25 protein-coding genes are annotated in these 24,460 nt (G+C 71.7%); 19 read left to right on the forward strand and 6 right to left on the reverse strand.

From position 1 onward, the window contains the following. Positions 1 to 94: 94 nt before the first annotated feature. The 3 genes from ACSYGO_RS33710 to ACSYGO_RS33720 all read left to right on the forward strand — a co-directional run bounded on the left by ACSYGO_RS33710 (position 95) and on the right by ACSYGO_RS33720 (position 2,639). Positions 95 to 682: a DUF5998 family protein gene (locus ACSYGO_RS33710; RefSeq protein ID WP_426680973.1), complete on the forward strand. Its 588-nt coding sequence runs from the start codon at positions 95 to 97 to the stop codon at positions 680 to 682. After that, entirely contained in the window at positions 682 to 1,923 is a 1,242-nt protein-coding gene (locus ACSYGO_RS33715; protein WP_460388772.1) for an alkaline phosphatase family protein, read from the forward strand. The genes ACSYGO_RS33710 and ACSYGO_RS33715 overlap by 1 nt, the downstream gene beginning before the upstream one ends. Positions 1,924 to 1,991: 68 nt before the next feature. Continuing rightward, positions 1,992 to 2,639 (forward strand): thymidine kinase, encoded by a 648-nt coding sequence (locus tag ACSYGO_RS33720; RefSeq protein ID WP_028802266.1) that lies wholly within the window; start codon positions 1,992 to 1,994, stop codon positions 2,637 to 2,639. A 54-nt stretch (positions 2,640 to 2,693) separates the two neighbouring features. Here the strand turns inward: ACSYGO_RS33720 and ACSYGO_RS33725 are convergent, their stop codons facing one another. Beyond that, the gene (locus ACSYGO_RS33725; RefSeq protein WP_435223568.1) at positions 2,694 to 3,506 is read right to left on the reverse strand and encodes a VOC family protein; all 813 of its coding nucleotides are present in this window, start codon (positions 3,504 to 3,506) and stop codon (positions 2,694 to 2,696) included. Positions 3,507 to 3,830: 324 nt separating this feature from the next. Between ACSYGO_RS33725 and ACSYGO_RS33730 the strand changes: the two genes are divergently transcribed. Further along, positions 3,831 to 4,658 carry a sulfurtransferase gene (locus ACSYGO_RS33730; protein WP_460388774.1) on the forward strand — a complete coding sequence of 276 codons (828 nt, stop codon included), beginning with the start codon at positions 3,831 to 3,833 and terminating at the stop codon, positions 4,656 to 4,658. 52 nt (positions 4,659 to 4,710) lie between these two features. Here ACSYGO_RS33730 and sepH read toward each other — a convergent pair whose 3' ends face one another. Then, entirely contained in the window at positions 4,711 to 5,763 is a 1,053-nt protein-coding gene (sepH, locus tag ACSYGO_RS33735) for a septation protein SepH (RefSeq protein ID WP_426680969.1), read from the reverse strand. 472 nt (positions 5,764 to 6,235) lie between these two features. On the opposite strand from sepH, the gene ACSYGO_RS33740 reads away from it, so the two are divergent. Further along, positions 6,236 to 7,015: a hypothetical protein gene (locus ACSYGO_RS33740; protein ID WP_426680968.1), complete on the forward strand. Its 780-nt coding sequence runs from the start codon at positions 6,236 to 6,238 to the stop codon at positions 7,013 to 7,015. On the opposite strand, the gene ACSYGO_RS33745 is transcribed toward ACSYGO_RS33740, so the two are convergent. Both ACSYGO_RS33745 and ACSYGO_RS33750 read right to left on the reverse strand, forming a co-directional pair. After that, positions 6,939 to 8,258, reverse strand: a complete 1,320-nt coding sequence (locus tag ACSYGO_RS33745) for a D-arabinono-1,4-lactone oxidase (protein WP_426680967.1) — start codon at positions 8,256 to 8,258, stop codon at positions 6,939 to 6,941. The two genes, ACSYGO_RS33740 and ACSYGO_RS33745, sit on opposite strands and share 77 nt — an antisense overlap. Continuing rightward, a complete protein-coding gene (locus ACSYGO_RS33750; RefSeq protein ID WP_460388776.1) occupies positions 8,218 to 9,456 on the reverse strand; it encodes an MFS transporter in 1,239 nt (412 codons plus the stop codon). The genes ACSYGO_RS33745 and ACSYGO_RS33750 overlap by 41 nt, the downstream gene beginning before the upstream one ends. Positions 9,457 to 9,768: 312 nt before the next feature. Here ACSYGO_RS33750 and ACSYGO_RS33755 point away from each other — a divergent pair, with 312 nt between their 5' ends. Together ACSYGO_RS33755 and ACSYGO_RS33760 are read left to right on the forward strand one after the other, a co-directional pair. Next, the gene (locus ACSYGO_RS33755; protein WP_460388778.1) at positions 9,769 to 10,896 is read left to right on the forward strand and encodes a ferrochelatase; all 1,128 of its coding nucleotides are present in this window, start codon (positions 9,769 to 9,771) and stop codon (positions 10,894 to 10,896) included. Between the two features lie 8 nt (positions 10,897 to 10,904). Further along, entirely contained in the window at positions 10,905 to 11,720 is an 816-nt protein-coding gene (locus ACSYGO_RS33760) for an inositol monophosphatase family protein (RefSeq protein ID WP_426680964.1), read from the forward strand. Positions 11,721 to 11,828: 108 nt separating this feature from the next. Here ACSYGO_RS33760 and ACSYGO_RS33765 read toward each other — a convergent pair whose 3' ends face one another. Continuing rightward, positions 11,829 to 12,002, reverse strand: coding sequence for a hypothetical protein (locus ACSYGO_RS33765; RefSeq protein ID WP_179332611.1), 174 nt, complete (start codon positions 12,000 to 12,002; stop codon positions 11,829 to 11,831). A 414-nt stretch (positions 12,003 to 12,416) separates the two neighbouring features. Between ACSYGO_RS33765 and ACSYGO_RS33770 the strand changes: the two genes are divergently transcribed. From ACSYGO_RS33770 to ACSYGO_RS33785, 4 genes are all read left to right on the forward strand, one after another. Beyond that, positions 12,417 to 13,070, forward strand: coding sequence for a response regulator transcription factor (locus ACSYGO_RS33770; RefSeq protein WP_010983842.1), 654 nt, complete (start codon positions 12,417 to 12,419; stop codon positions 13,068 to 13,070). Between the two features lie 6 nt (positions 13,071 to 13,076). Then, complete coding sequence (locus ACSYGO_RS33775; protein ID WP_426680963.1) at positions 13,077 to 14,321, forward strand: sensor histidine kinase; 1,245 nt, start codon at positions 13,077 to 13,079, stop codon at positions 14,319 to 14,321. 393 nt (positions 14,322 to 14,714) lie between these two features. Further along, on the forward strand, positions 14,715 to 15,011 hold the full coding sequence (locus ACSYGO_RS33780) for a DUF4193 domain-containing protein (protein ID WP_003997302.1): 297 nt from the start codon (positions 14,715 to 14,717) through the stop codon (positions 15,009 to 15,011). A gap of 13 nt (positions 15,012 to 15,024) precedes the next feature. Then, on the forward strand, positions 15,025 to 15,936 hold the full coding sequence (locus ACSYGO_RS33785) for a hypothetical protein (protein ID WP_426680962.1): 912 nt from the start codon (positions 15,025 to 15,027) through the stop codon (positions 15,934 to 15,936). 171 nt (positions 15,937 to 16,107) lie between these two features. On the opposite strand, the gene ACSYGO_RS33790 is transcribed toward ACSYGO_RS33785, so the two are convergent. Further along, a complete protein-coding gene (locus ACSYGO_RS33790; RefSeq protein WP_095937139.1) occupies positions 16,108 to 16,569 on the reverse strand; it encodes a DUF3093 domain-containing protein in 462 nt (153 codons plus the stop codon). Between the two features lie 58 nt (positions 16,570 to 16,627). On the opposite strand from ACSYGO_RS33790, the gene ACSYGO_RS33795 reads away from it, so the two are divergent. The 8 genes from ACSYGO_RS33795 to ACSYGO_RS33830 all read left to right on the forward strand — a co-directional run bounded on the left by ACSYGO_RS33795 (position 16,628) and on the right by ACSYGO_RS33830 (position 24,432). Then, on the forward strand, positions 16,628 to 17,212 hold the full coding sequence (locus ACSYGO_RS33795; protein ID WP_359493002.1) for a PaaI family thioesterase: 585 nt from the start codon (positions 16,628 to 16,630) through the stop codon (positions 17,210 to 17,212). Continuing rightward, positions 17,209 to 17,733 carry a dUTP diphosphatase gene (dut, locus tag ACSYGO_RS33800; RefSeq protein WP_095937141.1) on the forward strand — a complete coding sequence of 175 codons (525 nt, stop codon included), beginning with the start codon at positions 17,209 to 17,211 and terminating at the stop codon, positions 17,731 to 17,733. The genes ACSYGO_RS33795 and dut overlap by 4 nt, the downstream gene beginning before the upstream one ends. A gap of 1 nt (position 17,734) precedes the next feature. Further along, a complete protein-coding gene (locus ACSYGO_RS33805) occupies positions 17,735 to 18,499 on the forward strand; it encodes a DUF3710 domain-containing protein (RefSeq protein WP_028802252.1) in 765 nt (254 codons plus the stop codon). 265 nt (positions 18,500 to 18,764) lie between these two features. Continuing rightward, on the forward strand, positions 18,765 to 19,985 hold the full coding sequence (locus tag ACSYGO_RS33810; protein WP_460388783.1) for an alginate lyase family protein: 1,221 nt from the start codon (positions 18,765 to 18,767) through the stop codon (positions 19,983 to 19,985). Between the two features lie 59 nt (positions 19,986 to 20,044). After that, positions 20,045 to 20,737 (forward strand): ABC transporter ATP-binding protein, encoded by a 693-nt coding sequence (locus tag ACSYGO_RS33815; RefSeq protein ID WP_028802250.1) that lies wholly within the window; start codon positions 20,045 to 20,047, stop codon positions 20,735 to 20,737. Positions 20,738 to 20,809: 72 nt separating this feature from the next. Then, positions 20,810 to 21,037 carry a hypothetical protein gene (locus ACSYGO_RS33820; RefSeq protein WP_460388785.1) on the forward strand — a complete coding sequence of 76 codons (228 nt, stop codon included), beginning with the start codon at positions 20,810 to 20,812 and terminating at the stop codon, positions 21,035 to 21,037. A gap of 138 nt (positions 21,038 to 21,175) precedes the next feature. Beyond that, complete coding sequence (locus ACSYGO_RS33825; RefSeq protein ID WP_460388787.1) at positions 21,176 to 23,722, forward strand: ATP-binding protein; 2,547 nt, start codon at positions 21,176 to 21,178, stop codon at positions 23,720 to 23,722. Beyond that, positions 23,716 to 24,432, forward strand: coding sequence for a response regulator (locus ACSYGO_RS33830; RefSeq protein WP_095937145.1), 717 nt, complete (start codon positions 23,716 to 23,718; stop codon positions 24,430 to 24,432). The genes ACSYGO_RS33825 and ACSYGO_RS33830 overlap by 7 nt, the downstream gene beginning before the upstream one ends. Positions 24,433 to 24,460 lie beyond the last annotated feature (28 nt).

The following is a 24,460-nucleotide window of genomic DNA, read 5'->3' on the forward strand; positions in this document are numbered from 1 at the left end:
GATCCGCGCGGCGCCCGCCCGGTGCCCGGTCCGTGCGCGACGGACACCCGCGAGCGGTGCCTCGCAGTCAGTGGGCCACCGTAGGATGGACGTCATGGCCAAGACCAGTACGACGACCCAGGGGCTGCGAGCGGCGATCGAGCGCAGCGGCTACTACCCGGCCCTCGTGGCCGAGGCGGTGGAGGCCGCGATCGGCGGCGAGACCATCCGGTCGTACCTGGTCCACCAGGAGACGACGTTCGACGCCAATGAGGTGCGCCGGCACGTCACGGTCCTCGTCCTCACCGGAAACCGCTTCATCGTGAGCCACACCGACGAGCAGGCGGCCGACAGCACCTCCCCGACGCCGTACGCCACGACGTCGACGGAGTCGGTGAAACTCGGCCGGATCTCGTCGGTCGTCGTCAGCCGCGTCGTCGCGAACCCGGAGTCGTACACCCCGGGCACCCTGCCCCGCGAGGTCGTCCTGACCATCGGCTGGGGCGCGGTCTCCCGCATCGACCTGGAGCCCGCCGCCTGCGGCGACCCCAACTGTGAAGCGGACCACGGCTACACGGGCAATTCGACGGCCGACGACCTGAGCCTGCGTGTCAGCGAGGCCGGCGACGGCCCGGAGACGGTGCGCCAGGCCCTGGCCTTCGCGCAGTCCCTCTCCGAGGCGACCGCGGACATCACCCGCTGATGTCGCACCCGTTCCCCTCCGCAGCCCACGAGGGCGGGCGTTTCGCGCCCGCCCCGCCGCCGTCCGCCTGGGACCAGCCGGAGCCGCTCGCCTTGGACTCCGCACCCGTCCCGGAGTACGGCGCCGGTTCCCTCGCGGACCTGCTGCCCACGCTGGCCGCGGGCATGGGTGTGCCCGGCCTGACCGCCGCCATACCGGAGCTGGACGCGGCCGACCGGAACTGCGTCTTCCTGATCGACGGTCTCGGCTGGGAGCAGCTCAAGGCCCACCCCGAAGAGGCCCCCTTCATGGCGTCCCTCCTGGCGTCGTCCCGAGGGGGCACGGGCCGCCCCATCACCGCGGGTTACCCCGCGACCACAGCGACCTCGCTCGCCTCCGTCGGGACCGGCCTGCCGCCCGGCGCGCACGGCCTGCCCGGCTACACCGCCCGCAATCCGGCGACCGGTGAGCTGATGAACCAGCTCCGCTGGAACCCGTGGACGGAGCCGACCGCCTGGCAGCCCTATCCGACGGTCTTCCAGCTGGCGGACGCGGCGGGCGTGCACACCGCGCAGGTCTCGTCGCCCACCTTCCAGAACACGCCCCTGACGAAGATCGCGCTGTCCGGCGGCACGTTCCACGGACGGCTGTCCGGCGAGGAGCGCATGGACCTCGCGGCCGAACAACTGGCTGCCGGGGACCGTTCGCTGGTCTACACGTACTACGCCGAGGTGGACGGCAAGGGCCATCGCTTCGGCGTCGACTCGGACCCCTGGCGCGGCCAGCTCATGTACGTCGACCGGCTGGTCCAGCGCCTCGCGGAGCAGTTGCCGCCCCGCACGGCGCTGTACGTGACCGCCGACCACGGCATGGTCGACATCCCGTTCGGCGAGCAGCACCGCATCGACTTCGACGAGGACTGGGAGCTGCGCGCCGGGGTCGCCCTGCTGGGCGGCGAGGGCCGCGCCCGCCACGTCTACGCGGTGCCGGGCGCCGCGGCGGACGTCCTGACGTGCTGGCGCGAGGTGCTCGGCGAACAGTTCTGGGTGGCCTCGCGGGACGAGGCGATCGCCGCGGGCTGGTTCGGCCCGCAGATCGACGAGCGGGTGTACGCCCGCATCGGCGACGTCGTCGCGGCGGCCCGCGACGACGTGTTGATCATCGCGTCCGAGCGGGAGCCGAAGGAGTCCGCGATGGTCGGCAACCACGGCTCGATGACCCCCGCCGAGCAGCTCGTGCCCCTCCTGCACGTACGCTCCTAGGCTGTTCCCGTACGCTGATCACGTACCCCCGCCCCGTGCTCCCGTTGCCGAAAGGTTCTCAACTCCCCATGCCCGAGCTGGTGTTCTTCTCCGGAACCATGGACTGCGGGAAGTCGACACTGGCTCTCCAGATCGAGCACAACCGCTCGGCGCGGGGCCTGCAGGGCATGATCTTCACGCGTGACGACCGGGCGGGCGAGGGCAAGCTCTCCTCCCGGCTGGGCCTCGTCACGGACGCCGTCGAGGTCGCGGACGACCAGGACCTGTACGGATACCTGGTCGACCATCTCTCCCAGGGCGGCCGGGCGGACTACGTGATCGCGGACGAGGCGCAGTTCCTCGCCCCCGCCCAGATCGACCAGCTCGCCCGTGTGGTGGACGACCTGGGCCTCGACGTCTACGCCTTCGGGATCACCACCGACTTCCGGTCCAAGCTGTTCCCCGGCTCCCAGCGGCTCGTGGAGCTGGCCGACCGGGTCGAGGTCCTCCAGGTGGAGGCCCTGTGCTGGTGCGGCGCCCGCGCGACCCACAACGCCCGCACCATAGGCGGCGAGATGGTCGTCGAGGGCGCCCAGGTCGTCGTCGGCGACGTCAACCAGTCCGAGGACATCGGGTACGAGGTGCTGTGCCGCCGGCACCACCGCCGTCGGATGACGGCCGCGACGGCCCGGGCGGGCGCCCTGTCACCGGACGTGCTGCCGGTCGCCTCGGCCTGACCTCGCGGAACGCGGGTCCCGGGACGACACCGGGGCCGGCCGGCTCCAGGCCCGTCAGGGTTCCCGGCGGTCGGTGTGGATGAGCGAGAACATCGCGCCCTCGGGGTCCGCCACCGTCGCCACCCGCCCGTACGGCGAGTCGTGGGCGGACTTGAGGAGATGCCCGCCGAGCTCGACGACATGCCGGGCGGCGTCGTCCACGTCCGCGACCTCGAAGTACGTCAGCCAGTGCGGTCCGCGGTCGCGCGGCAGCGCGTTCCCGACGCCGTGGACGCCGGCCACCGGGTGGCCCTCGATGTGCAGGGTCACATAGTCGAAGTCGGCCGAGACGGTCGGCTCCAGCTCGTATCCGAACACCCCTTGGTAGAACTTGACCACGCTGTCGGTGTCGCGGGTCACGAGCTCGTTCCACGCGGGTGTGCCGGGCACCCCGGTGATCCCCGTGCCCAGGTGTGCGGCGGCCTGCCAGATGCCGAAGACGGCGCCCGTCGGGTCCGAGGCGATCGCCATGCGCCCGGCCTCCCCGGCGTCGAGGGGACCCACGCCCACCGTGCCGCCGCTGTGCCGGACCGTCTCGGCGGTCACGTCCACGTCGTCCGAGGCGAGGTAGGGCGTCCACGCGATGGGCAGATGCCGGTCGGGTGGCAGCTGTCCGATCCCCGCCACCTCGTGACCGTCCAGCAGAGCCCGCACGTACGGGCCGAGCTGCTGCGGTCCCGGCCGGAACTCCCAGCCGAACAGCTGTCCGTAGAACTCCTGGGTCGCGGCCATCCCGTGCACCATCAGGCTCACCCAGCAGGGTGTGCCGGGTGTGTGCCGAGCGTGCGTGGTGCCGTTCAGGCCGGTCGACCCCCGTGCCTCGGTCATCGTCACTCTCTTCTCGGCCCCTCGCGGTGGCCGGTCACCTTCCGCCTACGAACACGGGTACCGCGGTGGCGCCCGTGCAAGCCCCGTGCCGATGTTCGCACCACCGGTCCCACCGCGCGCTCCGGTCGCACCGCCGCTCGGCGGTCCCCGGCCGGAGGATGCCCGGAGTGCCGTTTCTCATCCGTTTCGGCGCGATTGCCGGGTGGTGTCCATCAGCTGTACAGCATGTGCCCGATCCCGTACGCCTCGTGATCGGACCTGTCCGGCCGAGCAGAGTAGCCGGAGCTGGACGACGCGGCCACCCCGTGCGCGAGGATGGTGGACATGAACGCCATCATCACCGCACCTGAACTCGCGAGCGATCTGGCAGGACCGAACCCGCCGGTCCTCCTCGACGTCCGCTGGCAGTTGGGCGGCCCGAATCTGCGCGACGAGTACGAGAAGGCGCACATCCCGGGAGCCGTCTTCGTCGATCTGGATTCCGAACTCGCCGGTCCGGCCGGGGCGGCCGGGCGGCATCCCCTGCCCGATCTCGAGGTCTTCGGCTCCGCGATGCGAGCCGCCGGCGTCTCCGCGGACCGCGATGTCGTCGTGTACGACGGCGGCCAGGGCTGGGCCGCCGCGCGCGCCTGGTGGCTGCTGGGCTATTCGGGGCATCCGTCGGTACGCGTCCTCGACGGAGGGTTCGCCGCCTGGAACGGGCCGGTGTCCTCGGAGCGGCCCGCGCCGGAGCCCGGAAGCTTCGCGCCGGCCCCGGGTGCGCGCCCGCTGCTCGACGCGGACGGCGCGGCGGCGCTCGCCCGTACCGGTGTCCTGCTCGACGCCCGCGCGGGTGAGCGCTACCGCGGGGAGGTCGAGCCGATCGACCCGGTCGGCGGGCACATCCCCGGCGCCGTCTCCGCGCCGACCACGGAGAACGTCGAGGTCGACGGACGGTTCCTGCCCGCCGCCGAACTCGCCGACCGCTTCAAGTCGCTGGGCGCCGTTGCCACTTCCGAGGTGGGCGTCTACTGCGGCTCCGGCGTCTCCGGCGCGCACGAGGTCCTGGCCCTCGCCGTGGCAGGCATCCCCGCGGCCCTGTACGTGGGTTCCTGGTCCGAGTGGTCCCGGGACGGGAGCCGTCCGGTCGCGGTGGGACCCGACCCCCAGTGACAGCGAAGGGGCCCGCGCCGAACCGGTGCGGGCCCCTTCGCTGGACAACTGACTAGTCCTGCTTCTTCCGTCGCGTACCGAAGACGATCTCGTCCCAGCTCGGTACCGCCGCCCGGCGGCCCGGCCGGACGCCGTCGGCCTCGGCCTGCCGGTCGGTCGCGCCGACCAGACGGTCGCGGTGGCTGCCCACCGAACGCGGCATCAGGACGTCCGCGTACGCCGAACCGGCACCGGCCGACGCCGCGGGAGCCGGGGGCTCCTCCGCCTCGGGCTCGGGGTCGGGCTCCTCCGCGGCGGGCCGCTCCGTGGTCGAGGGCCGCTCGGGCACCACCATGTCGCCCCGGAAGCTGGGCACCGCCTCCAGGAGGCTGGTCAGCGAGTCCCGCTCGCCGGACTCCTCGACCGGCTCCGGGGACGGTGCGGGCAGGCTCGGCCGCTCCATCTGCCGGTCCAGGGCGCGGTCCAGCGGACGGTCCCGGGGCAGTCGTGCGATCCGCGGGACGAACGGGAAACTCGGCTCGGGCGCGGCGAGGTCGTCGGACTCGCCGATCAGCGAGCGCGCCTCGTCGTCGACGGCCTGCACCAGACGCCGCGGCGGGTCGTACGTCCAGCTCGCCGAGTGCGGTTCACCCGCGACCCGGTAGACCAGCAGGACCTCCCAGGTGCCGTCGTCGCGACGCCACGAGTCCCACTGCACCGTGTCCTTCTCGGCGCCGCGCAGCAGCAGTCGCTCCTGGACGGCCTCGCCGAGCTGGGGTCCGGCGTTCTCGCCGGGGCGGCGGACCGGGGTCTTCCTCGCGCGCTCGGCCATGAAGGCGCGCTCGGCGAGCACGGGCCCCTCGAAGCGGCGCACGCGGTCGACGGGGATTCCGGCGAGCTGGGCGACCTCCTCCGCGGAGGCGCCGGCACGTATACGCGCCTGGATGTCGCGGGGGCGGAGATGGCTCTCCACCTCGATCTCGATCTGGCCGAGGCGGGGACGGTCGCCGCGTACGGCGGCGCGCAGACGCTCGTCAATCGGAAGCGTGTACTCCGTGCTGTCCGCAGCCTTCAGCACCAGCCGTGTGCCGTCGTTAGAGACGGCCACGACACGCAGTTCGGGCATGGGGACCTCCCGGGTGGTGCCTGCCGACGTCACGTGCGTCGCTGCTTCCGCTAGTCGAGTGTGGCCTGCCCGGGTGCAGCCTGCCACAACCTTGCCGAGTTGCCCGGCGTGTCGGGCATGGGCCCGGGAGCGCCGTTATGGCACGGTTACCTTTTCGCAACGCTAAGTGACGAACTTCATCACCCTGTGCAACGAGCCCCCTCCCGGCGGTCCTGCAAGGCCCCGGACACCCTGGCGGGAGTCCGGACCCAGGGCTCGCAACAGTACTCCATTCGGGCCACCTACGTGGATCGGCGCGCCGCCCAACTTCGGTCGAGGGGTGGTAGTTGGCCGCCCGAAGCGCCGCATTCGTGACCATGGAACGTGGCGCACTTCACCTAATCGTCGGAAACGGAACCAATCGTTTCGCCCGTACGTCCCCTTCTCGTGCAGTCGGTCGACCAAGTTCGGGAAAGGCAGGCAAGGTCCGGGGATGCGTGAGAAGTCCGAAGTCGGCGAGAAGCCGGGTGTCCATGAGCCGGGTGCCGACGAGGGGCCGAGGAGGAAACGGGTCGACCTGAGCCTGCCTCAGGTCGCGGGAAGCGCGGTGGCGGCGGTGGTGGCCGCGAAGCTCGCCTCCTGCTTCGGCGTCTACGGGACGATCCTGGGCGCCGGGCTGGTCAGCGTGATCGCGACCTGCGGAGGCACCCTCTTCCAGCACTTCCTCAAGCGCACCGGAGAACAGCTGCGGGACGTGACGGTGCAGGCCAAGCCGAAACCGGCGCCCCGGCGGACGCCGGGGCCGGGGGAGTTCACCGAAGCGACCGTCTACCGCGCGCGGGTCAGGAGCTGGCGGCGGCCGGTCGTCGCCGCGGCACTCGTCTTCGGCGTCACGATGGCCGGAATCACCACCTACGAGCTGGTCTCGGGACAGAATTTCAGCGGTGCCGGCAGGAGCACGACCGTCGGTGACGCCCTCAAGGGGAGCCGCTCCGGCACCGGCGCCACGACGCCGGAGCCCGCCACGACGCCCTCGGCGGACACTCCTTCGAAGCGGCCGTCCTCCGGAGGCGGCGACACAGGAACCCCCGAGCGGGACGGCGATGCGGGTACGACGGCCGCGCCGACGCCCGAGGCGAGCGCCTCGCCGGACGCGGAGGCCGGGAACGACAGCCCGACCCCCACCCCGACCGCGCCTACGAGCCCAGCACCCGACGCAAGTAGTCGTTCGCAAAGCGCCGGTCCGGGTCCAGCCGGTCCCTCAGCGCCGTGAACTCGCCGAAGCGCGGGTAGACCTCGGAGAAGTACGCGGCGTCGCGCGTGTGCACCTTGCCCCAGTGCGGGCGCCCCTCGTGGGCGGTGAAGATCCGCTCGGCGGCGGTGAAGTACGCCTGATAGGGGGTTCCCCTGAACATGTGGACGGCGATGTACGCGCTGTCCCGCCCGGACGCCGTGGACAGGGCGATGTCGTCGGCCGGAGCCGTGCGCACCTCGACCGGGAAACTGACCCGCAGGGACGAGCGGTCGACCATCGTCCTCAGCTCGCGCAGCGTCTCGACCAGGGCCTCGCGCGGCACGGCGTACTCCATCTCCACGAAGCGCACCCGGCGCGGAGAGGTGAAGACCTTGTAGGGAATGTCGGTGTAGGTCCGCGCGGACAGCGCACGGCTGGAGATCTTCGCGATCGCCGGGATCGTGGCGGGTACGGCGCGGCCCAGCAGATTGGCCACCTGGAAGACGCCGTTGGAGAGGAACTCGTCCTCGATCCAGCCGCCGATCTGCCCCACCGGCTTCTCGGGACCCGCGCTCCGGTTGTTGCGCTTGGTGTTGCAGTTGCCGGTGTGCGGGAACCAGTAGAACTCGAAGTGCTCGTTCTCGGTGAACAGTTCGTCGAAGTCGGCCGTGACCCGGTCGAAGGTCATCGGCTCCTCGCGGGCCGTGAGCAGGAATATGGGCTCCACCGCGAAGGTGATCGCGGTGACGATGCCCAGCGCGCCGATGCCGATCCGGGCCGCCGCGAAGACCTCGGGGTTCTCCTTCTCGGAGCAGGTGAGGACCGAGCCGTCCGCCGTGACCAGCTCAAGGCCCTTGATCTGCGCGGCGATCGAGGCCGAGTCGCGGCCCGTGCCGTGCGTGCCGGTGCTGGTCGCCCCCGACACGGTCTGCTCCATGATGTCGCCCATGTTCGTGAGCGACAGTCCCTCACGTGCGAGAGCCATGTTGAGCCGCTTGAGCGGAGTGCCGGCCTCGACGGTGACGGTGCCCGCCTCGCGGTCGATCCCGCGGATGCCGGTCAACAGTTGAGGGCGGATCAACACACCGTCGGTCGCGGCGGCGGCCGTGAAGGAGTGCCCGGTGCCGACGGCCTTCACCCGCAGGCCGTCGTCGGCCGCCTTCCGTACCGCGGCGGAGAGTTCGTCCACCGAGGCGGGGGTGACCTCCCGTACGGGACGGGCGGTGACGTTCCCCGCCCAGTTACGCCACGTGCCGTTCTTCCCGCTCACTGTGGTGCTCATGGGACCCTCCCCGCTGCGGAACCGGCCTGTTCAGCCGGCGATACCCGAGGAAACCGACCGCGACCGCGACGGCCCCGGACACCGCCGGAACCCCGTACCCGGCCTTCGCGCCGGCGGCGTCGATCACCCAGCCGGACACGGAGGAGCCGAGCGCGACCCCGACCGCGAGTCCGGTGCTCACCCAGGTCATGCCCTCGGTCAGTTTCGCGCGTGGTACGTGCTGCTCGATGAGGGACATCGTCGTGATCATCGTGGGAGCGATGGACAGGCCCGCAACGAACAGCGCCACGGCCAGGAACGGCAAGTTTCCGACCAGTAGGAGGGGGATCATACTCACGGCCATCGCGCATATGCCCAGCAGCCACCGGCGTTCGGGCGCCCCCTTGAAGTGCAGCAGCCCGAACACGGCGCCGGCGACGCACGAACCCGCCGCGTACAGCGCGAGGACGACGCTCGCCGCCCCCTTGTGCCCCTGCTCCTCGGCGAAGGCCACGGTGACCACGTCGACGGCCCCGAAGATCGCGCCGGTCGCCACGAAGGTGGCCATCAGCACCTGGAGCCCGGCCGAGCGCAGCGCGGAGCCGCCGGCGTGGTGCTCGCGCGGGTGCGGCACCGGCTCGGTCGCGCGCTGGGAGGTCAGCCAGAAGACGCCGGCCGCGAGGAAACAGGCGGCGAGCAGCGGCCCCGCCTCCGGGAACCACACCGTGGACAGGCCGATGGAGATGATCGGCCCGAAGATGAAGCAGACCTCGTCCACCACGGATTCGAAGGAGTACGCGGTGTGCAGCTGCGGGGTGCCCCCGTACAGGGCGGCCCAGCGGGCCCGGACCATCGCACCGACGCTCGGGACGCAGCCGATGCCCGCCGCGCACACGAACAGCACCCAGTCCGGCCACTCGAAGCGGGCGGCGCACAGCAGCCCGGCGGCCGCCATGAGGGCGAACAGTGTCACGGGCCGCAGCACCCGCCGCTGTCCGTGCCGGTCCACGAGGCGCGAGACCTGCGGGCCGAGGACGGCCGCGGCCAGCGCCATGGTCGCCGACAGCGCACCGGCGAGCCCGTACCGCCCGGTCAGCTGGGAGATCATCGTGACGACGCCGATGCCCATCATCGACAGCGGCATCCGGCCGAGGAATCCCGCGGCGGAGAAGCCCTTGGAGCCGGGGGCGGCGAACAGGGCACGATACGGGCTGGGCACGGGGGTCTCCGGTCGGCTCGGCTCGGCTGCCCGGTCATCGCGGGCGATGCGAACTCTGTAAGGCGTGAAGGTGGCCGATACAGCTTACGGGTAAGGTCACCCTTACGCACGCCCCCCTGTGCACTCCTCATGCCCGGCTCCGTGCCCCACGCGGCCCCGGCTCCAGCAGGCTTCTCGCGCCCGGCTCGCCGCCGACCTCCGCGCACCGCGTCCCCGCCGGGCGCCCGTCCGGGCCCTCTTCACGCCCGCCACCTGCTCTCCCGCCGCCCCGCCGTTTCCCGCCCGTCAGTGACGGGTGGCAGGATCGGACGCATGCCAGATGCGCTCGATGCCACCCCCTACGACGCCCTGCTCCTGCTCTCGTTCGGCGGCCCGGAAGGCCCGGACGACGTGGTTCCGTTCCTGGAGAACGTGACGCGAGGACGAGGCATCCCCAAGGAACGGCTCAAGGAGGTGGGGCAGCACTACTTCCTGTTCGACGGGATCAGCCCCATCAACGACCAGAACCGCGCCCTGCTGGACGCCCTGCGCAAGGACTTCGCCGACCACGGCCTCGACCTGCCGGTGTACTGGGGCAACCGCAACTGGGCGCCGTACGTGACCGACACCCTGCGCGAGATGACGGCCGACGGCCGCCGTCGCGTCCTCGTCCTCGCCACCAGCGCCTACGCCTCCTACTCCGGCTGCCGTCAGTACCGCGAGGACCTCGCCGCGGCGCTGGCCACCCTGGAGGCGGAGGGGCTGGAGCCGCCGCGGATCGACAAGCTGCGGCACTACTTCAACCACCCCGGATTCGTCGAGCCCATGCTCGAAGGCGTCCTGAAGGCGCTCGCCGACCTGCCCGACGACGTGCGCGCCGGTGCCCACCTCGCCTTCACCACGCACTCCATCCCGGACACGGCGGCGGACACCTCCGGCCCGGTCGAGGGCCACGGCGACGGAGGCGCCTACGTCCGGCAGCACCTGGACGTCGCGCGGCTCATCGCCGACGCGGTGCGCGAGCAGACCGGCATCGAGCACCCCTGGCGGCTCGTCTACCAGTCGCGCTCCGGCGCCCCGCACATCCCGTGGCTGGAGCCGGACATCTGCGACCACCTGGAGGAGCTGCACGGCGCCGGCGTCCCGGCCGTCGTGATGGCCCCCATCGGGTTCGTCTCGGACCACATGGAGGTCCTGTACGACCTCGACACGGAGGCGACGGCGAAGGCGGCGGAGCTCGGACTGCCGGTGCGCCGCTCCGCCACCGTGGGCGCCGACCCGCGGTTCGCGGCGGCGATCCGCGACCTCGTCCTGGAGCGCGCCGCGACGGAGAACGGACGGCACGTCGCCCCCTGCGCGCTCGGCACGCTGGGCGCGAGCCACGACGTGTGCCCGGTGGGCTGCTGCCCGGCCCGTACCCCCAAGCCCGCCGCCGCGGGCGCCGACAGCCCGTCCGCGTGAGGAGCCCCGTGACCGAGCCCCTGCACACCGAACTGCTCCAGCTCGCCCAGGAAGCGGCGCGGCGCGCCGGCGAGCTGCTGAGGGACGGCCGTCCGGCGGACCTCGCGGTCGCCGCCACCAAGTCCAGCCCGATCGACGTCGTCACCGAGATGGACATCGCCGCCGAGAAGCTGATCACCGACCTCATCGCCGAACACCGCCCGGACGACGGTCTCCTCGGTGAGGAGGGCGCCTCCAGCGAGGGCACGAGCGGCATCCGCTGGGTCGTCGACCCGCTCGACGGCACGGTCAACTACCTGTACGGACTGCCGACCTGGGCCGTGTCCGTCGCCGCCGAGCAGGACGGGGAGACGGTCGTCGGGGTGGTCGCGGTGCCGATGCGCGGCGAGACCTACCACGCGGTGCGCGGCCGGGGCGCCTACGCCGTCGGCGCCTGGGCCGGGCAGCGCAGGCTGGCCTGCCGTCCCGCGCCGCCCCTCGACCAGGCCCTGGTCTCGACCGGCTTCAACTACGTGGCCGAGGTCCGGGCCCACCAGGCCGACGTCGCCCGGCAGTTGATCCCGCTGCTGCGGGACATCCGGCGCTCCGGCTCCGCGGCGGTCGACCTGTGCGACGTGGCCGCCGGCCGTCTCGACGGCTACTACGAACGCGGACTGCACCCCTGGGACCTCGCCGCGGGCGACCTGATCGCCAGGGAGTCGGGCGCGCTGACCGGTGGACGCCCCGGAGAGCGCCCCGCGGGCGATCTCGCGATCGCCGCCTCGCCCGGCGTCTTCGAGCCCCTCCAGCGGCTCCTGGAGGACTTCGGCGCCTGGCACGACTGAGGCCGGCCGCGCGCGGCACCACGACCGGTGCCGGAAGCACGCGGGAGCACAAAGGAGCGGGGCCCCGGCACTGGATCGATACCGGGGCCCCGCTCTCTTACGAACCGATCAGACGCGCGACGCGCCGACCTCCACACCGTGCTCGGCGGCGAGGCGGTGCAGGTCGTCCAGCTCGCCCTGCTCGACCTCCGCGAGGAAGTCGTCGCCTGTTTCGCGAGCCCGCGTCAGGTCGGACTCGGTCGCCCTTATGCGCTGCAGAAGTCCTGCGGTGAATGCGTCCATGCTGCGCCCCCTCGTCCTGGGTCGTGGGTCGGGTGGCACGGGGGTGTGCCGTTCGGAAGGGGCGATCACGTCTCCAGATGGGTGCCCAGCGCTGCCCAGGCCGGGCGGCGACGGTGCCGGACATCCACGCCCGCTCTGCGGAAGCGGTTGGACGTACCACAAGGTGGCTTGCCCTGTGCAGAGCGTGATCGCGGGGTGTAAAGCCGTCCTCCCCCCGCTTCCTTCCGTGGAAACCTCAACCCGACGAGAAAATCTGGCATTCCCGGGCACCGGGACCGGAGCCCCGTCCCCCTCCCACTGTCTTACAGCCGGTTTACGGCCGAAAAGGGCAGGATGGAGCCCTCACCCGTGACAATCCCTGCCCGCGTGCGCCCAAGTGCCGTCGCGCGGGTGGACAGAGGAAGGACTAGCGACGTGCGCGTACTCGTCGTCGAGGACGAGCAGCTGCTCGCCGATGCGGTGGCCACCGGACTGCGCCGGGAGGCCATGGCCGTCGACGTCGTGTACGACGGCGCGGCCGCCCTGGAGCGCATCGGCGTGAACGACTACGACGTGGTCGTCCTCGACCGTGACCTCCCGCTCGTGCACGGCGACGACGTCTGCCGGAAGATCGTCGAGCTCGGGATGCCCACGCGCGTGCTGATGCTCACCGCGTCCGGCGACGTCAGCGACCGCGTGGAGGGGCTGGAGATCGGCGCCGACGACTATCTGCCCAAGCCGTTCGCGTTCAGCGAGCTGACGGCACGCGTGCGTGCCCTCGGGCGGCGCACGAGCGTGCCGCTGCCGCCGGTCCTGGAGCGTGCCGGGATCAAGCTCGACCCCAACCGCCGGGAGGTCTTCCGGGACGGCAAGGAGGTCCAGCTCGCGCCCAAGGAGTTCGCCGTCCTGGAGGTGCTGCTGCGCAGCGAGGGCGCCGTCGTCTCCGCCGAGCAGCTGCTGGAGAAGGCCTGGGACGAGAACACGGACCCCTTCACCAACGTCGTACGCGTGACCGTGATGACCCTGCGCCGCAAGCTCGGCGAGCCCCCGGTCATCGTCACCGTGCCCGGCTCCGGCTACAGGATCTGATCCGCCGTGGCCGCGACCCCGGCGCCCCCTGCGGCGCCCCCCAAGCCCACCTGGGAACCCAGAAGGCCGGAACCCCCGTTCCCCTGGCTGCGCCCGACCATCCGCATACGGCTCACGCTGCTCTACGGCGGCATGTTCCTGATCGCCGGCATCATGCTGCTGTCGATCATCTACTTGCTCGCGGCGCAGGCGCTGAACACCGGCAACGAGCCGCTCTTCAGGATCGCCGGCGGCACCGACATCAAGGTCACCAGCGACAACTGCCCCGCGGTGAACTCGGGCCTGTCGCTCGATGCCTTCAACGCCGCGATCAGCCACTGCATCGACCAGCAGCGCCAGGCCGCCCTGGACAACCTGCTCAGCCGTTCGCTGCTCGCCCTGCTCGGCCTCGCCATCATCGCCTTCGCCTTCGGCTACGCGATGGCCGGCCGGGTGCTCTCGCCGCTCGGCCGGATCACCCGCACCGCGCGCGCGGTGGCCGGCTCGGACCTCTCCCGGCGGATCGAGCTGGACGGGCCGGACGACGAGCTGAAGGAGCTGGCGGACACCTTCGACGACATGCTGGAGCGGCTTCAGCGTGCCTTCACCGCCCAGCAGCGGTTCGTCGGGAACGCCTCGCACGAGCTGCGCACCCCGCTCGCGATCAACCGCACGCTCCTGGAGGTGCACCTCTCGGACCCGGGAGCGCCGGTCGAGCTCCAGCAGCTCGGCAAGACGCTCCTCGCCACCAACGAGCGCAGCGAGCAGCTCGTCGAGGGACTGCTGCTGCTCGCCCGCAGCGACAACCAGATCGTCGAGCGCAAGCCGGTGGACCTGGCCGAGGTCGCCGAGCAGGCCGTCGACCAGGTGCACGCCGAGGCGGAGTCCAAGGGCGTGGAGATCCGGGGCGACCGGAAGCCCGCCGTCGTCCAGGGCAACGGCGTCCTGCTGGAGCGGGTCGCCCTGAATCTCGTGCAGAACGCCGTCCGGTACAACGTGCCGGAGGGCGGCTGGGTCGAGGTCACCACGGCGGCCGAGCACGGACAGGCGGTCCTGGTCGTGTCGAACACGGGTCCGGTGGTGCCGGCGTACGAGATCGACAACCTGTTCGAGCCCTTCCGGCGGTTGCGCACGGAGCGCACGGGCAGCGACAAGGGCGTGGGCCTCGGCCTGTCGATCGTCCGGTCGGTGGCCCGCGCGCACGGCGGGCACATCGCCGCGGAGCCGCGTGACGGAGGTGGGCTCGTGATGCGCGTCACCCTTCCGATCTGAGAGCATGTCCCGCACACGCGGCGATGTTCGCTTTGCGCGGAATTTTCCGGCCACCCGTCCGGGAGCGTCGTGTGTGATCGATCACAAGGGCGAATTTCAGGCCATCTACTCTCCGTGATCATGCAGGCTGTCGGAAAGCCGGGAAAATCCGGGTTTTCGGGGGTCTTGATCACGGGAAGTACACGGTGAGACGCCTTTGAAGTGCGCCGTTCGGACCGTGTACGGTCCGCATCGCCATCCAAGCCGATCACTCTTGAGGAGTCCGGTTGGGTGTCGATTGAGTAACAGACCTTGATGTGAGGCAAAATCTCCGCCTCGGGTCGGGCACAAGTCCGGCCTCTCACGCGTTACGTGCGCTGGAGACACCGCAGACACCCAGAGGGGGAGAGCGACATGGCAACGGATTACGACACCCCACGCAAGACCGACGACGACGTCGACTCGGACAGCCTTGAAGAGCTGAAGGCACGCCGGAACGACAAGTCGACCTCGTCCGTCGACGTAGATGAGTTCGAGGCCGCCGAAGGCCTGGAACTGCCCGGTGCGGACCTCTCGAACGAGGAGCTCGCCGTCCGGGTCCTGCCCAAGCAGCAGGACGAGTTCACCTGCATGAGCTGCTTCCTGGTGCACCACCGCAGCCAGCTGGCCCGCGAGAAGAACGGCCAGCCGATCTGCCGCGACTGCGACTGAGGCAGGGTCGGCCGTGACTGGCTCGACCCCTCCTTGGAAGCGCCGCTCCTCCCGGCGGGGAGCGGACGAAGGGCCGTACGGCGGCTCTGAAGGCGTACGTGACGACGAGCGAGGCTCTTCCGCACAGGGATCAGCCTCGCTCGACGAGCCGCCCCCCGGCGGCGCCCTGGAAGCCGCTCAGAGCCCTCCCGCGCGCACGGCCACGCGCCGCGCGGCGGCTGTCAGGGACGGAGTCCTGAAAGGCGTCCAGAAGGGCAGCAGCCGCGCCAAGGCGGGGCTGGCCTATGTCGCCGACAGGATCATCGACAACGCCCCGCGGGTGCCCGTACGGGACCTCGCGACCCTCCGCAGGCAATTCCCGGGCCTGGGGCCCGAGGAGCTCGCGGACAAGCTCGTCGCGGGCGCGGCCGCCGCGACGTCCACGGTGGGCGCCGGGATCGGTGCCGCCGCCATGCTGCCGGTGCCGCCGGCGATGCCCACCGAGCTCGCCGCCGAGATCACCGGCGTGGCCGCGATCGAGCTCAAGATGATCGCCGAGCTCCACGAGGTCTACGGCCTGCGACCGCCCGGCAATCTCAAAGAGCGCACCACCGCGTACCTGAACTCCTGGTCGGGGGAGCGCGGTATCGACGTGACGAAGCCGTCGACGATCAACTCCGCACTCGGCGGCCAGATGAAGCGCGAGATGCGCCAGCAGATCATGAAGCGGACGGTGCGGGACCTGCCCAACCTGATGCCGTTCATGGTCGGAGCGGCGGTCGGCGCGCTCATGAACCGCCGCGACACCAGACGCCTGGCGTCCCGCATCCGCAAGGACCTGCGGAAGATGCAGGTGCCGTGGGACGCGCTGCCCGAACTGCCGCCGCTGGAGAAGCCGGCGGACCCCCTGCGCCTCGGCGAGATCCCCAGAGAGCTGGGGCGCTGAGGCACGTCCGCTCCGCGCGCCCCGGCCGATCGGGCCGGGAGGACGCGCACGGCGCGGTCCCGGGGCCCCTGGAGCCGCCGCAGGGCACGCGCGCGTGTGCCGGGCCCGGCTCGACGGAGCAGGCCGCCGTGGAGCGCGTACGGGGCCGTCGCCGGACGGTGCGGCCGCGGGCTACGCCTCGGCGCGGGACGACTTCAGGGCCGCCGCCAGGCGCTCCGGCTCCCGGGTCGACAGGTACAGGTACGGCGTCGGGTCCTCCGGGTCCGTGACCTGGACGCGCAGGCCCGTGGGGATGTAGGCGCGCAGGAGCATGAAGGCGCGGGGATCGGCCTTGTACGTGCGCCAGGCGCGCGCCTCCTCCTGGTCCATGATCTCGGCGTCGCCGAGGGCCGCGAGAGGGATCTTCGCCTCGCCCGCGATCAGCGAGTCACCGACGACCCGGATGCGGATCGAGCCGTACGAACTGGCCACGACCGCCGAGACCGCGGTTCCGCCGACCAGGCCGCCCAGCAACGGGAGCGTGCCGAACGGAAGCAGGATCAGGGCCATCGCGACCCCGACCATGAAGCACACCAGCCACCAGGAGCGGGGTGCGGTGAGGCGTTCTTCGTACGGCGAGGCGGAGAGCTGCATGAAGCCAAGCTTGACACGGTGCGTACGGTGGGCCGACTCGCGGGTAAGGTCTGCGCCTGTGAGTGGTACTTCCGCAGCTCTGACGCCTCCCGCCGACGCCGTCGCGCCGGTGCGGCACCCCGACGCGCCCGCCCCCGGGGAACTCCTCGGCGCCCACTACGAACAGTGTTTCGGTTGTGGCGGTGAGCAGCCGCACGGGCTGCATCTGGAGGCCCGCGCCGGCGAAGGCGTCCGGATCACCGCGGAGTTCACCGTGCGGCCCGCCCATCAGGGCGCCCCGGGCCTCGCGCACGGCGGCGTCCTCGCCACCGCGCTGGACGAGACGCTCGGCTCGCTGAACTGGCTGCTGCGCACCATCGCCGTGACGGGGCGGCTGGAGACCGACTTCCGGCGCCCGGTGCCCGTCGGCACCGTGCTCCACCTGGAGGCCGAGGTCACCGCGGTGGCCGGCCGGAAGATCTACTCCACCGCCACCGGGCGGATCGGCGGCCCCGACGGGCCCGTGGCCGTCCGCGCGGACGCCCTGTTCGTCGAGGTGAAGGTCGACCACTTCATCGAGAACGGCCGCCAGGAGGAGATCCACGCGGCCATGAACGACCCGGACCAGATCCGGCGAGCCCGTGCCTTCGAGGTGAACCCGTGACCCGTGACCCCGGCGGACAACTCCCCGTGCTGATCAGGCGCGTGGACCCCGACGTACCGCTCCCCGAGTACGCACACCCGGGTGACGCGGGAGCCGATCTGCGCACCACCGAGAGCTGCGAACTCGCGCCCGGTGAGCGGGCCGTGCTCCCCACCGGGGTGTCCATCGCGCTGCCCGAGGGGTACGCGGCCTTCGTGCACCCCCGTTCCGGGCTCGCCGCCCGCTGCGGTGTCGCCCTCGTGAATGCCCCGGGGACGGTGGATGCCGGGTACCGTGGGGAGATCAAGGTGATCGTGGTGAATCTCGACCCGCGCGAGTCCGTGCGGTTCGAGCGCTTCGACCGGATTGCTCAACTGGTCGTCCAGCAGGTCGAGAGGGTCCGCTTCGAGGAGGTGGCGGAGCTTCCCGACACGGCGCGGGCCGCAGGGGGCTTCGGGTCCACCGGCGGTCATGCCGCCGTGGGCAGCACAACGGGTGGGAATCGATACGCTTCGGTCGTATCCGACCGGGAAGGACAGTGACGTGTTCGGACGTCGCAAGAAGGGCAGTGCCGCCGAGGACGCGGCGGGCGAGGCCGAGCAGGTCGTCGACGGCGTCGACACTGAGGCGGACGAGGCGGAGGAGCGGGAGCGCGTGAGGCTCGAGCCCGAGCCCCGCCCCGACGGACCCTGGGACAGCTCCGAGGTCCGTGAGCCGGCCGAGGGCCGGGTGGACCTGGGCGGTCTTTTCGTGCCCGGGGTCGACGGCATGGAACTGCGGGTCGAGGTCGCGGGCGACGCGATCGTCGCGGCGACCGTGGTGCTCAAGGACAGTGCCGTCCAGTTGCAGGCCTTCGCCGCCCCCAAGCGCGAGGGCATCTGGGGCGAGGTGCGCGAGGAGATCGCCTCCGGCATCACCCAGCAGGGCGGTGTCATCGACGAGGTCGAGGGCCCGCTGGGCTGGGAGCTGCGCGCGCAGGTTCCGGTGCAGCTGCCGGACGGCACGGGCGGCTTCCAGGTCGTGCGGTTCGTCGGCGTGGACGGTCCCCGCTGGTTCCTGCGCGGAGTGATCTCCGGGCAGGGCGCGGTGCAGCCGCAGGCCGCGGGTCTGCTGGAGCAGATCTTCCGGGACACGGTCGTCGTCCGCGGCGAGGGCCCGATGGCCCCCCGTGACCCGATCGTCCTGAAGCTGCCGAACGACGCGCAGATGGTCCCCGAGGGTGTCCAGCAGGAGGAGCAGGGCGGCTCCCGCTTCTCCGGCGGCATGGGGCAGCTCCAGCGCGGGCCGGAGATCACCGAGGTCCGCTGACCGGGGTTCTCCGAGACCGACGGACCCGGGACACCGGGCCGCCGCCGGCCGGGGGGCGCAGACGAGCTCGGGCCGTACCTCCCCAGGGGAGGTACGGCCCTTTCGTATGTCCGGGCCCGGCCAAGTTCTCATCCATGAACGGCAGTTGAGCTGCGGGTCTTTCTTCAGGCCTTGACGGAAGCCTGGTCCATACCTATGGTCACCGGCCAACGCGCGTGTTCAGCATTCCATGTGTCGTTCACATACGAGAATGGATGGCCCCCACATGCCCGACACCCCCACACGGCGCCACCGCAGACGGCGCCCCGCGGTCCTCGCCACCGTCGCCGCCGCGACCGCGGCGCTCGTGGGCGCCCTCGTCTCCTGGCCCGGTGCCCATCGGGCCGAGGCCGCGCCCGCCGTCTTCGCGCACCCCGGAGTCACCGTCTCCAAGAGTCAGCTGGACTTCGCGCGCACCAAGGTCAACGCGGGCGCCCAGCCCTGGAAGGGCGCGTTCGACCAGATGATGGCGAGCAAGTACGCCTCTCTGAGCCGCACCGCCAAGCCCCGCGCGACCGTCGAGTGCGGCTCGTACTCCAACCCCAACTACGGGTGCACCGACGAGCGCGAGGACGCGATCGCCGCGTACACCGACGCGCTCGCCTGGTACATCACGCGCGACGACCGGTACGCCAAGAAGGCCATCGAGCTGATGGACGCCTGGTCGGCGGTGATCAAGGACCACACCAACAGCAACGCGCCCCTGCAGACCGGTTGGGCCGGCTCCTCCTGGCCGAAGGCCGCCGAGATCATCAAGTACACGTACACCGGGACGTGGGCCAACTCCGGCCGCTTCGCGACCATGCTGCGCGACGTCTACCTGCCCGAGATCATCAACGGCTCCAACTCCAACGGGAACTGGGAGCTGTCGATGATGGAGGCCGCCGTCGGCATCTCCGTCTTCCTGGAGGACAGGACGTCGTACGACAAGGCCATGGCGAAGTTCCGGACGCGTACCGCCGCCTACGTCTATCTCACCTCGGACGGCGATCTGCCGAAGACCGTGCCGAGCCAGAACCTCGACACCAAGGCGAAGATCGTCAACTACTGGCAGGGGCAGTCCACCTTCGTCACCGGACTCACCCAGGAGACCTGCCGCGACTTCACGCACACCGGCTACGGCATCTCCGCCATCTCGCACATCGCCGAGACCAGCCGCATCCAGGGCCAGGACCTGTACGGCACCGACGTCGGCGAGCGGCTGCGGCAGGCACTCGGCTTCCAGTCCAAGTACCAGCTGGGCGAGGCCGCCCCGAGCTGGCTGTGCGGCGGGTCCCTGAACCTCGGGCTCGGACCGGTCACCGAGGTCGGCTACAACGCCCTGCACAACCGCCTGGGCATCGCGATGACCAACACCCAGCGGCTGACCGAACAGAACCGCCCGGCCGGCAGCAACAACCTGTTCGTGGCCTGGGAGACGCTGACCCACGGTGACAACCTCGGCTGACCCATTGCCCGGCCGGGCGCCCGCTGGACATACTGGCGCCCGGCCGACGGGGGAGGAACATGAGTCAGGTCGCCACCGACACCATGCTGCGGGTCGAGAACGTCCATCGTTCCTACGGCACCGGAGCCGCCGCCGTGCACGCGCTGCGCGGGGTCTCCTTCGACGTGCCGCGCGGCGAGCTCGTCGCCCTCAAGGGCCGCTCCGGGTCCGGCAAGACCACCCTGCTCAACCTCGTGGGCGGTCTCGACGAGCCGGACGAGGGCCGCATCACCGTGGACGGCCTCGACCTGTCGGGCCTCGACGAGAACGGCCTGCTGGGGCTGCGCCGCGACCGCATCGGCTTCGTCTTCCAGTCCTTCGGGCTCATCCCCATCCTCACCGCCGCCGAGAACGTCGGCGTGCCGCTGCGGCTGCGCCGGGCCGACCCGCGCGAGCGCGAGGAGCGCGTGGAACTGCTGCTCTCGCTCGTCGGCCTCGCCGACCACGCGGCGCAGCGGCCCGGCGAGCTGTCCGGCGGCCAGCAGCAGCGCGTGGCCATCGCCCGCGCCCTGGCCAACAACCCCGCCCTCCTGATCGCCGACGAGCCCACCGGGCAGCTCGACGCAGAGACCGGCATCGCCGTGATGGAACTGCTGCGCGCCGTCGTCCGCAGCGAGCAGGTCACCGCCCTCGTCGCCACGCACGACGCGGCCCTGCTCGACCTCGCCGACCGGGTGCTGGAGCTGAGCGACGGCGAGATCGTCGAACACTGACGGCGCCGTCGCGTCCCGCCACGGGCGCGCACCGTCCTCCACGGCGGCGCCCCGGCGCCCGCGCCGAGGCAGATGCCGGCGCTGCTGGTGACGGCCGACCCGGCGCGGCTGGTGACGCCCGACCCCGCGCTCCAGGAGTTCGTGCCGGCCGAGGCGGGGCCGTTGCCGGCGCGCAAGGCGGCCCGGCGCACCGGCTCCGCTCTGCCCCGGCAGCAGCGGAGGGAGGCCTTCGCCTGTATGTGCACGTGCCGCCCCGTACCGCCCGAGGTCGTCCGCCGACCGGGCGTGCCGAACCCGTGACCAGTGCCCCTGCCTGCACCGCCGCGTCAGAGTTGCGTCAAAGACGTCCCCCGTCCGCCCCGACGCCCCCTTTGCCGGAATTCATGGCCGTAAGGTCGACGCTGCGTACACGGCAGTGACAGGAAGACAATAGGGCTCATGGCACGCGGCAAGCTTCGGATCTACCTCGGTGCGGCACCGGGCGTCGGCAAGACGTACGCCATGCTCTCCGAGGCGCACCGGCGCGTCGAACGCGGCACCGACTGCGTGGTCGCCTTCGTGGAGCACCACGAGCGGCCGCGCACCGAGGTGATGCTGCACGGCCTGGAACAGGTGCCGCGCAAGGAACTGGAGCACCGCGGCTCCGTCTTCACCGAGATGGACGTCGACGCGGTGCTGGAGCGCGCCCCGGCCGTCGCCCTGGTCGACGAACTCGCCCACACCAATGTGCCCGGCTCGCGCAACGAGAAGCGCTGGCAGGACGTCGAGGAACTCCTCGCGGCCGGCATCGACGTCGTCTCGACGGTCAACATCCAGCACCTGGAGTCGCTCGGCGACGTCGTCGAGTCCATAACGGGCGTACGGCAGCGGGAGACCGTGCCGGACGAGGTGGTGCGCAGGGCGGACCAGATCGAGCTCGTCGACATGTCGCCACAGGCGTTGCGGCGGCGGATGGCGCACGGCAACGTCTACAAGTCCGACAAGGTCGACGCCGCCCTGTCGAACTACTTCCGGCCCGGCAACCTCACCGCCCTGCGCGAGCTGGCCCTGCTCTGGGTCGCCGACCGGGTCGACGAGTACCTCACCGAGTACCGCAGCGAGCACCGGGTCTCCAAGATCTGGGGATCGCGGGAACGCATCGTGGTGGGCCTGACCGGCGGACCGGAGGGGCGCACGCTGATCCGGCGCGGGGCCCGGCTCGCGGAGAAGGGCGCGGGCGGCGAGGTGATGGCCGTCTACATCGCCCGCAGCGACGGACTGACCTCCGCCTCGCCCAAGGAACTGGCCGTCCAGCGCACCCTGGTCGAGGACCTCGGCGGCACCTTCCACCACGTCGTCGGCGACGACATCCCCGCCTCGCTCCTGGACTTCGCGCGGGGCGTCAACGCCACGCAGATCGTGCTCGGCTCCTCCCGCCGCAAGACCTGGCAGTACGTCTTCGGGCCGGGGGTCGGAGCCACCGTCGCCCGTGAGTCGGGCCCCGACCTGGACGTGCACATCGTCACCCACGAGGAGGTCGCCAAGGGGCGCGGCCTGCCGGTGGCGCGCGGCGCACGGCTCGGCCGCTCCCGGATCATCTGGGGCTGGCTGGTCGGCGTGCTCGGACCGGTCGTTCTCGCCCTGCTGCTGAACACCGTCGACCTCGGCCTCGCCAACGACATGCTGCTGTTCCTGACGGTGACCGTCGCGGCGGCGCTCCTCGGCGGCCTCTACCCGGCACTGGCCTCCGCGGCCTTCGGCACCCTCCTGCTGAACTACTACTACACGCCGCCCCTGCACCGGCTGACCATCGCGGACCCCAAGAACATCGTCGCCATCGCGATCTTCGTCGGCGTCGCCGTCTCGGTGGCGTCGGTCGTGGACCTGGCGGCCCGCCGCACGCACCAGGCGGCCCGGCTGCGGGCCGAGTCGGAGATCCTGTCCTTCCTCGCGGGCAGTGTGCTCCGCGGCGAGACGAGCCTGGAGGCCCTCTTGGAGCGGGTCCGGGAGACCTTCTCGATGGAGTCGGTCGCCCTGCTGGAGCGGGAGAGTGACGTCGACCCGTGGACCTGCGCGGGCAGCGTGGGACCCGAGCCCTCCGTCCGTCCCGAGGACGCGGACGTGGACATGCCGGTCAGCGACCACATGGCGCTGGCCCTGTCCGGACGCGTCCTGCCGGCCTCGGACCGCCGCGTGCTCGCCGCGTTCGCCGCGCAGGCCGCGGTGGTCCTGGACCGCCAGCGGCTCCAGCACGAGGCGGCCCAGGCCAAGGAGCTGGCCGAGGGCAACCGCATCCGCACCGCGCTGCTGGCCGCCGTCAGCCACGACCTGCGGACCCCGCTGGCCGGGATCAAGGCCGCGGTCTCCTCGCTGCGCTCCGAGGACGTCGAATGGTCCGAGGAGGACCGGGCGGAGCTCCTCGAAGGCATCGAGGACGGCGCCGACCGCCTCGACCACCTGGTCGGCAACCTGCTGGACATGTCCCGCCTGCAGACCGGCACGGTCACCCCGCTGATCCGCGAGATCGACCTCGACGAGGTGGTGCCGATGGCCCTCGGCGGCGTCCCCGAGGACAGCGTGGAGCTGGAGATCCCGGAGAGTCTGCCGATGGTCGCCGTCGACGCCGGACTGCTGGAGCGCGCCGTCGCCAACCTGGTCGAGAACGCCGTCAAGTACAGCCCTGCCGACGAACGCGTCCTGGTGTCCGCGAGCGCCATCGCCGACCGGGTCGAGGTGCGGGTCGTCGACCGCGGACCGGGCGTCCCCGACGAGGCCAAGGACCGCATCTTCGCGCCGTTCCAGCGCTACGGCGACGCCCCGCGCGGCGCCGGCGTGGGCCTCGGCCTCGCCGTCGCCCGCGGCTTCGCCGAGGCGATGACCGGCACCCTGAACGCCGAGGACACCCCCGGCGGCGGACTCACCATGGTGCTCACGGTGCGGGCGGTGGACCGCCGCCCCGACCTGGCCACCACACCATCAGGCGCAGAAAGGCAGGTCCCATGCTGAGCTCGACCGGGGGCGACCCGCGGACCCCCACGAGGGTTCTCGTGGTCGACGACGAGCCGCAGATCACCCGGGCCCTGGTGATCAACCTCAGGGCACGCAAGTACGAGGTCGACGCGGCACCCGACGGCGCGACCGCGCTCCAGCTCGCCGCCGCCCGCCACCCCGACGTCGTCGTGCTCGACCTGGGGCTGCCCGACATGGACGGTGTGGAGGTGATCAGGGGGCTGCGCGGCTGGACCCGGGTGCCGATCCTGGTGCTCTCGGCCCGGCACTCCTCCGACGAGAAGGTCGAGGCGCTCGACGCGGGCGCCGACGACTACGTCACCAAGCCCTTCGGCATGGACGAGCTGCTGGCGCGGCTGCGGGCCGCCGTGCGCCGGGCGGAGCCCACCGGGGGCGGCGAGGACGACGTGATCGTCGAGACCGACGACTTCACCGTCGACCTGGCCGCGAAGAAGGTCAACCGCGACGGCCGCGACGTCCGTCTGACGCCCACCGAGTGGCACCTCCTGGAGGTCCTGGTGCGCAACACGGGCCGGCTCGTCGGGCAGAAGCAGCTGCTCCAGGAGGTGTGGGGGCCGTCGTACGGCACGGAGACGAACTACCTCCGCGTCTACATGGCCCAGCTGCGCCGCAAGCTGGAGGTGGACCCCTCGCACCCGCGGCACTTCATCACGGAGCCGGGGATGGGGTACCGGTTCGAGCGATGAGTCGCACAGGGGTTCGCGTGGTGGTGCA

This window comes from Streptomyces krungchingensis (assembly GCF_054729265.1).

What these genes read in the sequence shown, in the direction of transcription:
- ACSYGO_RS33830 (WP_095937145.1), top strand. Translation starts at nt 23,716, where the DNA reads ATGCTGAGCTCGACCGGGGGCGACCCGCGGACCCCCACGAGGGTTCTC.
- ACSYGO_RS33790 (WP_095937139.1), bottom strand. Translation starts at nt 16,569, where the DNA reads ATGCAGCTCTCCGCCTCGCCGTACGAAGAACGCCTCACCGCACCCCGC.
- ACSYGO_RS33725 (WP_435223568.1), bottom strand. Translation starts at nt 3,506, where the DNA reads ATGACCGAGGCACGGGGGTCGACCGGCCTGAACGGCACCACGCACGCT.
- ACSYGO_RS33715 (WP_460388772.1), top strand. Translation starts at nt 682, where the DNA reads ATGTCGCACCCGTTCCCCTCCGCAGCCCACGAGGGCGGGCGTTTCGCG.
- ACSYGO_RS33820 (WP_460388785.1), top strand. Translation starts at nt 20,810, where the DNA reads ATGCCGGCGCTGCTGGTGACGGCCGACCCGGCGCGGCTGGTGACGCCC.
- ACSYGO_RS33765 (WP_179332611.1), bottom strand. Translation starts at nt 12,002, where the DNA reads ATGGACGCATTCACCGCAGGACTTCTGCAGCGCATAAGGGCGACCGAG.
- ACSYGO_RS33810 (WP_460388783.1), top strand. Translation starts at nt 18,765, where the DNA reads ATGCCCGACACCCCCACACGGCGCCACCGCAGACGGCGCCCCGCGGTC.
- ACSYGO_RS33720 (WP_028802266.1), top strand. Translation starts at nt 1,992, where the DNA reads ATGCCCGAGCTGGTGTTCTTCTCCGGAACCATGGACTGCGGGAAGTCG.
- ACSYGO_RS33740 (WP_426680968.1), top strand. Translation starts at nt 6,236, where the DNA reads ATGCGTGAGAAGTCCGAAGTCGGCGAGAAGCCGGGTGTCCATGAGCCG.
- ACSYGO_RS33815 (WP_028802250.1), top strand. Translation starts at nt 20,045, where the DNA reads ATGAGTCAGGTCGCCACCGACACCATGCTGCGGGTCGAGAACGTCCAT.
- ACSYGO_RS33745 (WP_426680967.1), bottom strand. Translation starts at nt 8,258, where the DNA reads ATGAGCACCACAGTGAGCGGGAAGAACGGCACGTGGCGTAACTGGGCG.
- ACSYGO_RS33710 (WP_426680973.1), top strand. Translation starts at nt 95, where the DNA reads ATGGCCAAGACCAGTACGACGACCCAGGGGCTGCGAGCGGCGATCGAG.
- ACSYGO_RS33825 (WP_460388787.1), top strand. Translation starts at nt 21,176, where the DNA reads ATGGCACGCGGCAAGCTTCGGATCTACCTCGGTGCGGCACCGGGCGTC.
- ACSYGO_RS33755 (WP_460388778.1), top strand. Translation starts at nt 9,769, where the DNA reads ATGCCAGATGCGCTCGATGCCACCCCCTACGACGCCCTGCTCCTGCTC.
- ACSYGO_RS33780 (WP_003997302.1), top strand. Translation starts at nt 14,715, where the DNA reads ATGGCAACGGATTACGACACCCCACGCAAGACCGACGACGACGTCGAC.
- sepH (WP_426680969.1), bottom strand. Translation starts at nt 5,763, where the DNA reads ATGCCCGAACTGCGTGTCGTGGCCGTCTCTAACGACGGCACACGGCTG.
- ACSYGO_RS33730 (WP_460388774.1), top strand. Translation starts at nt 3,831, where the DNA reads ATGAACGCCATCATCACCGCACCTGAACTCGCGAGCGATCTGGCAGGA.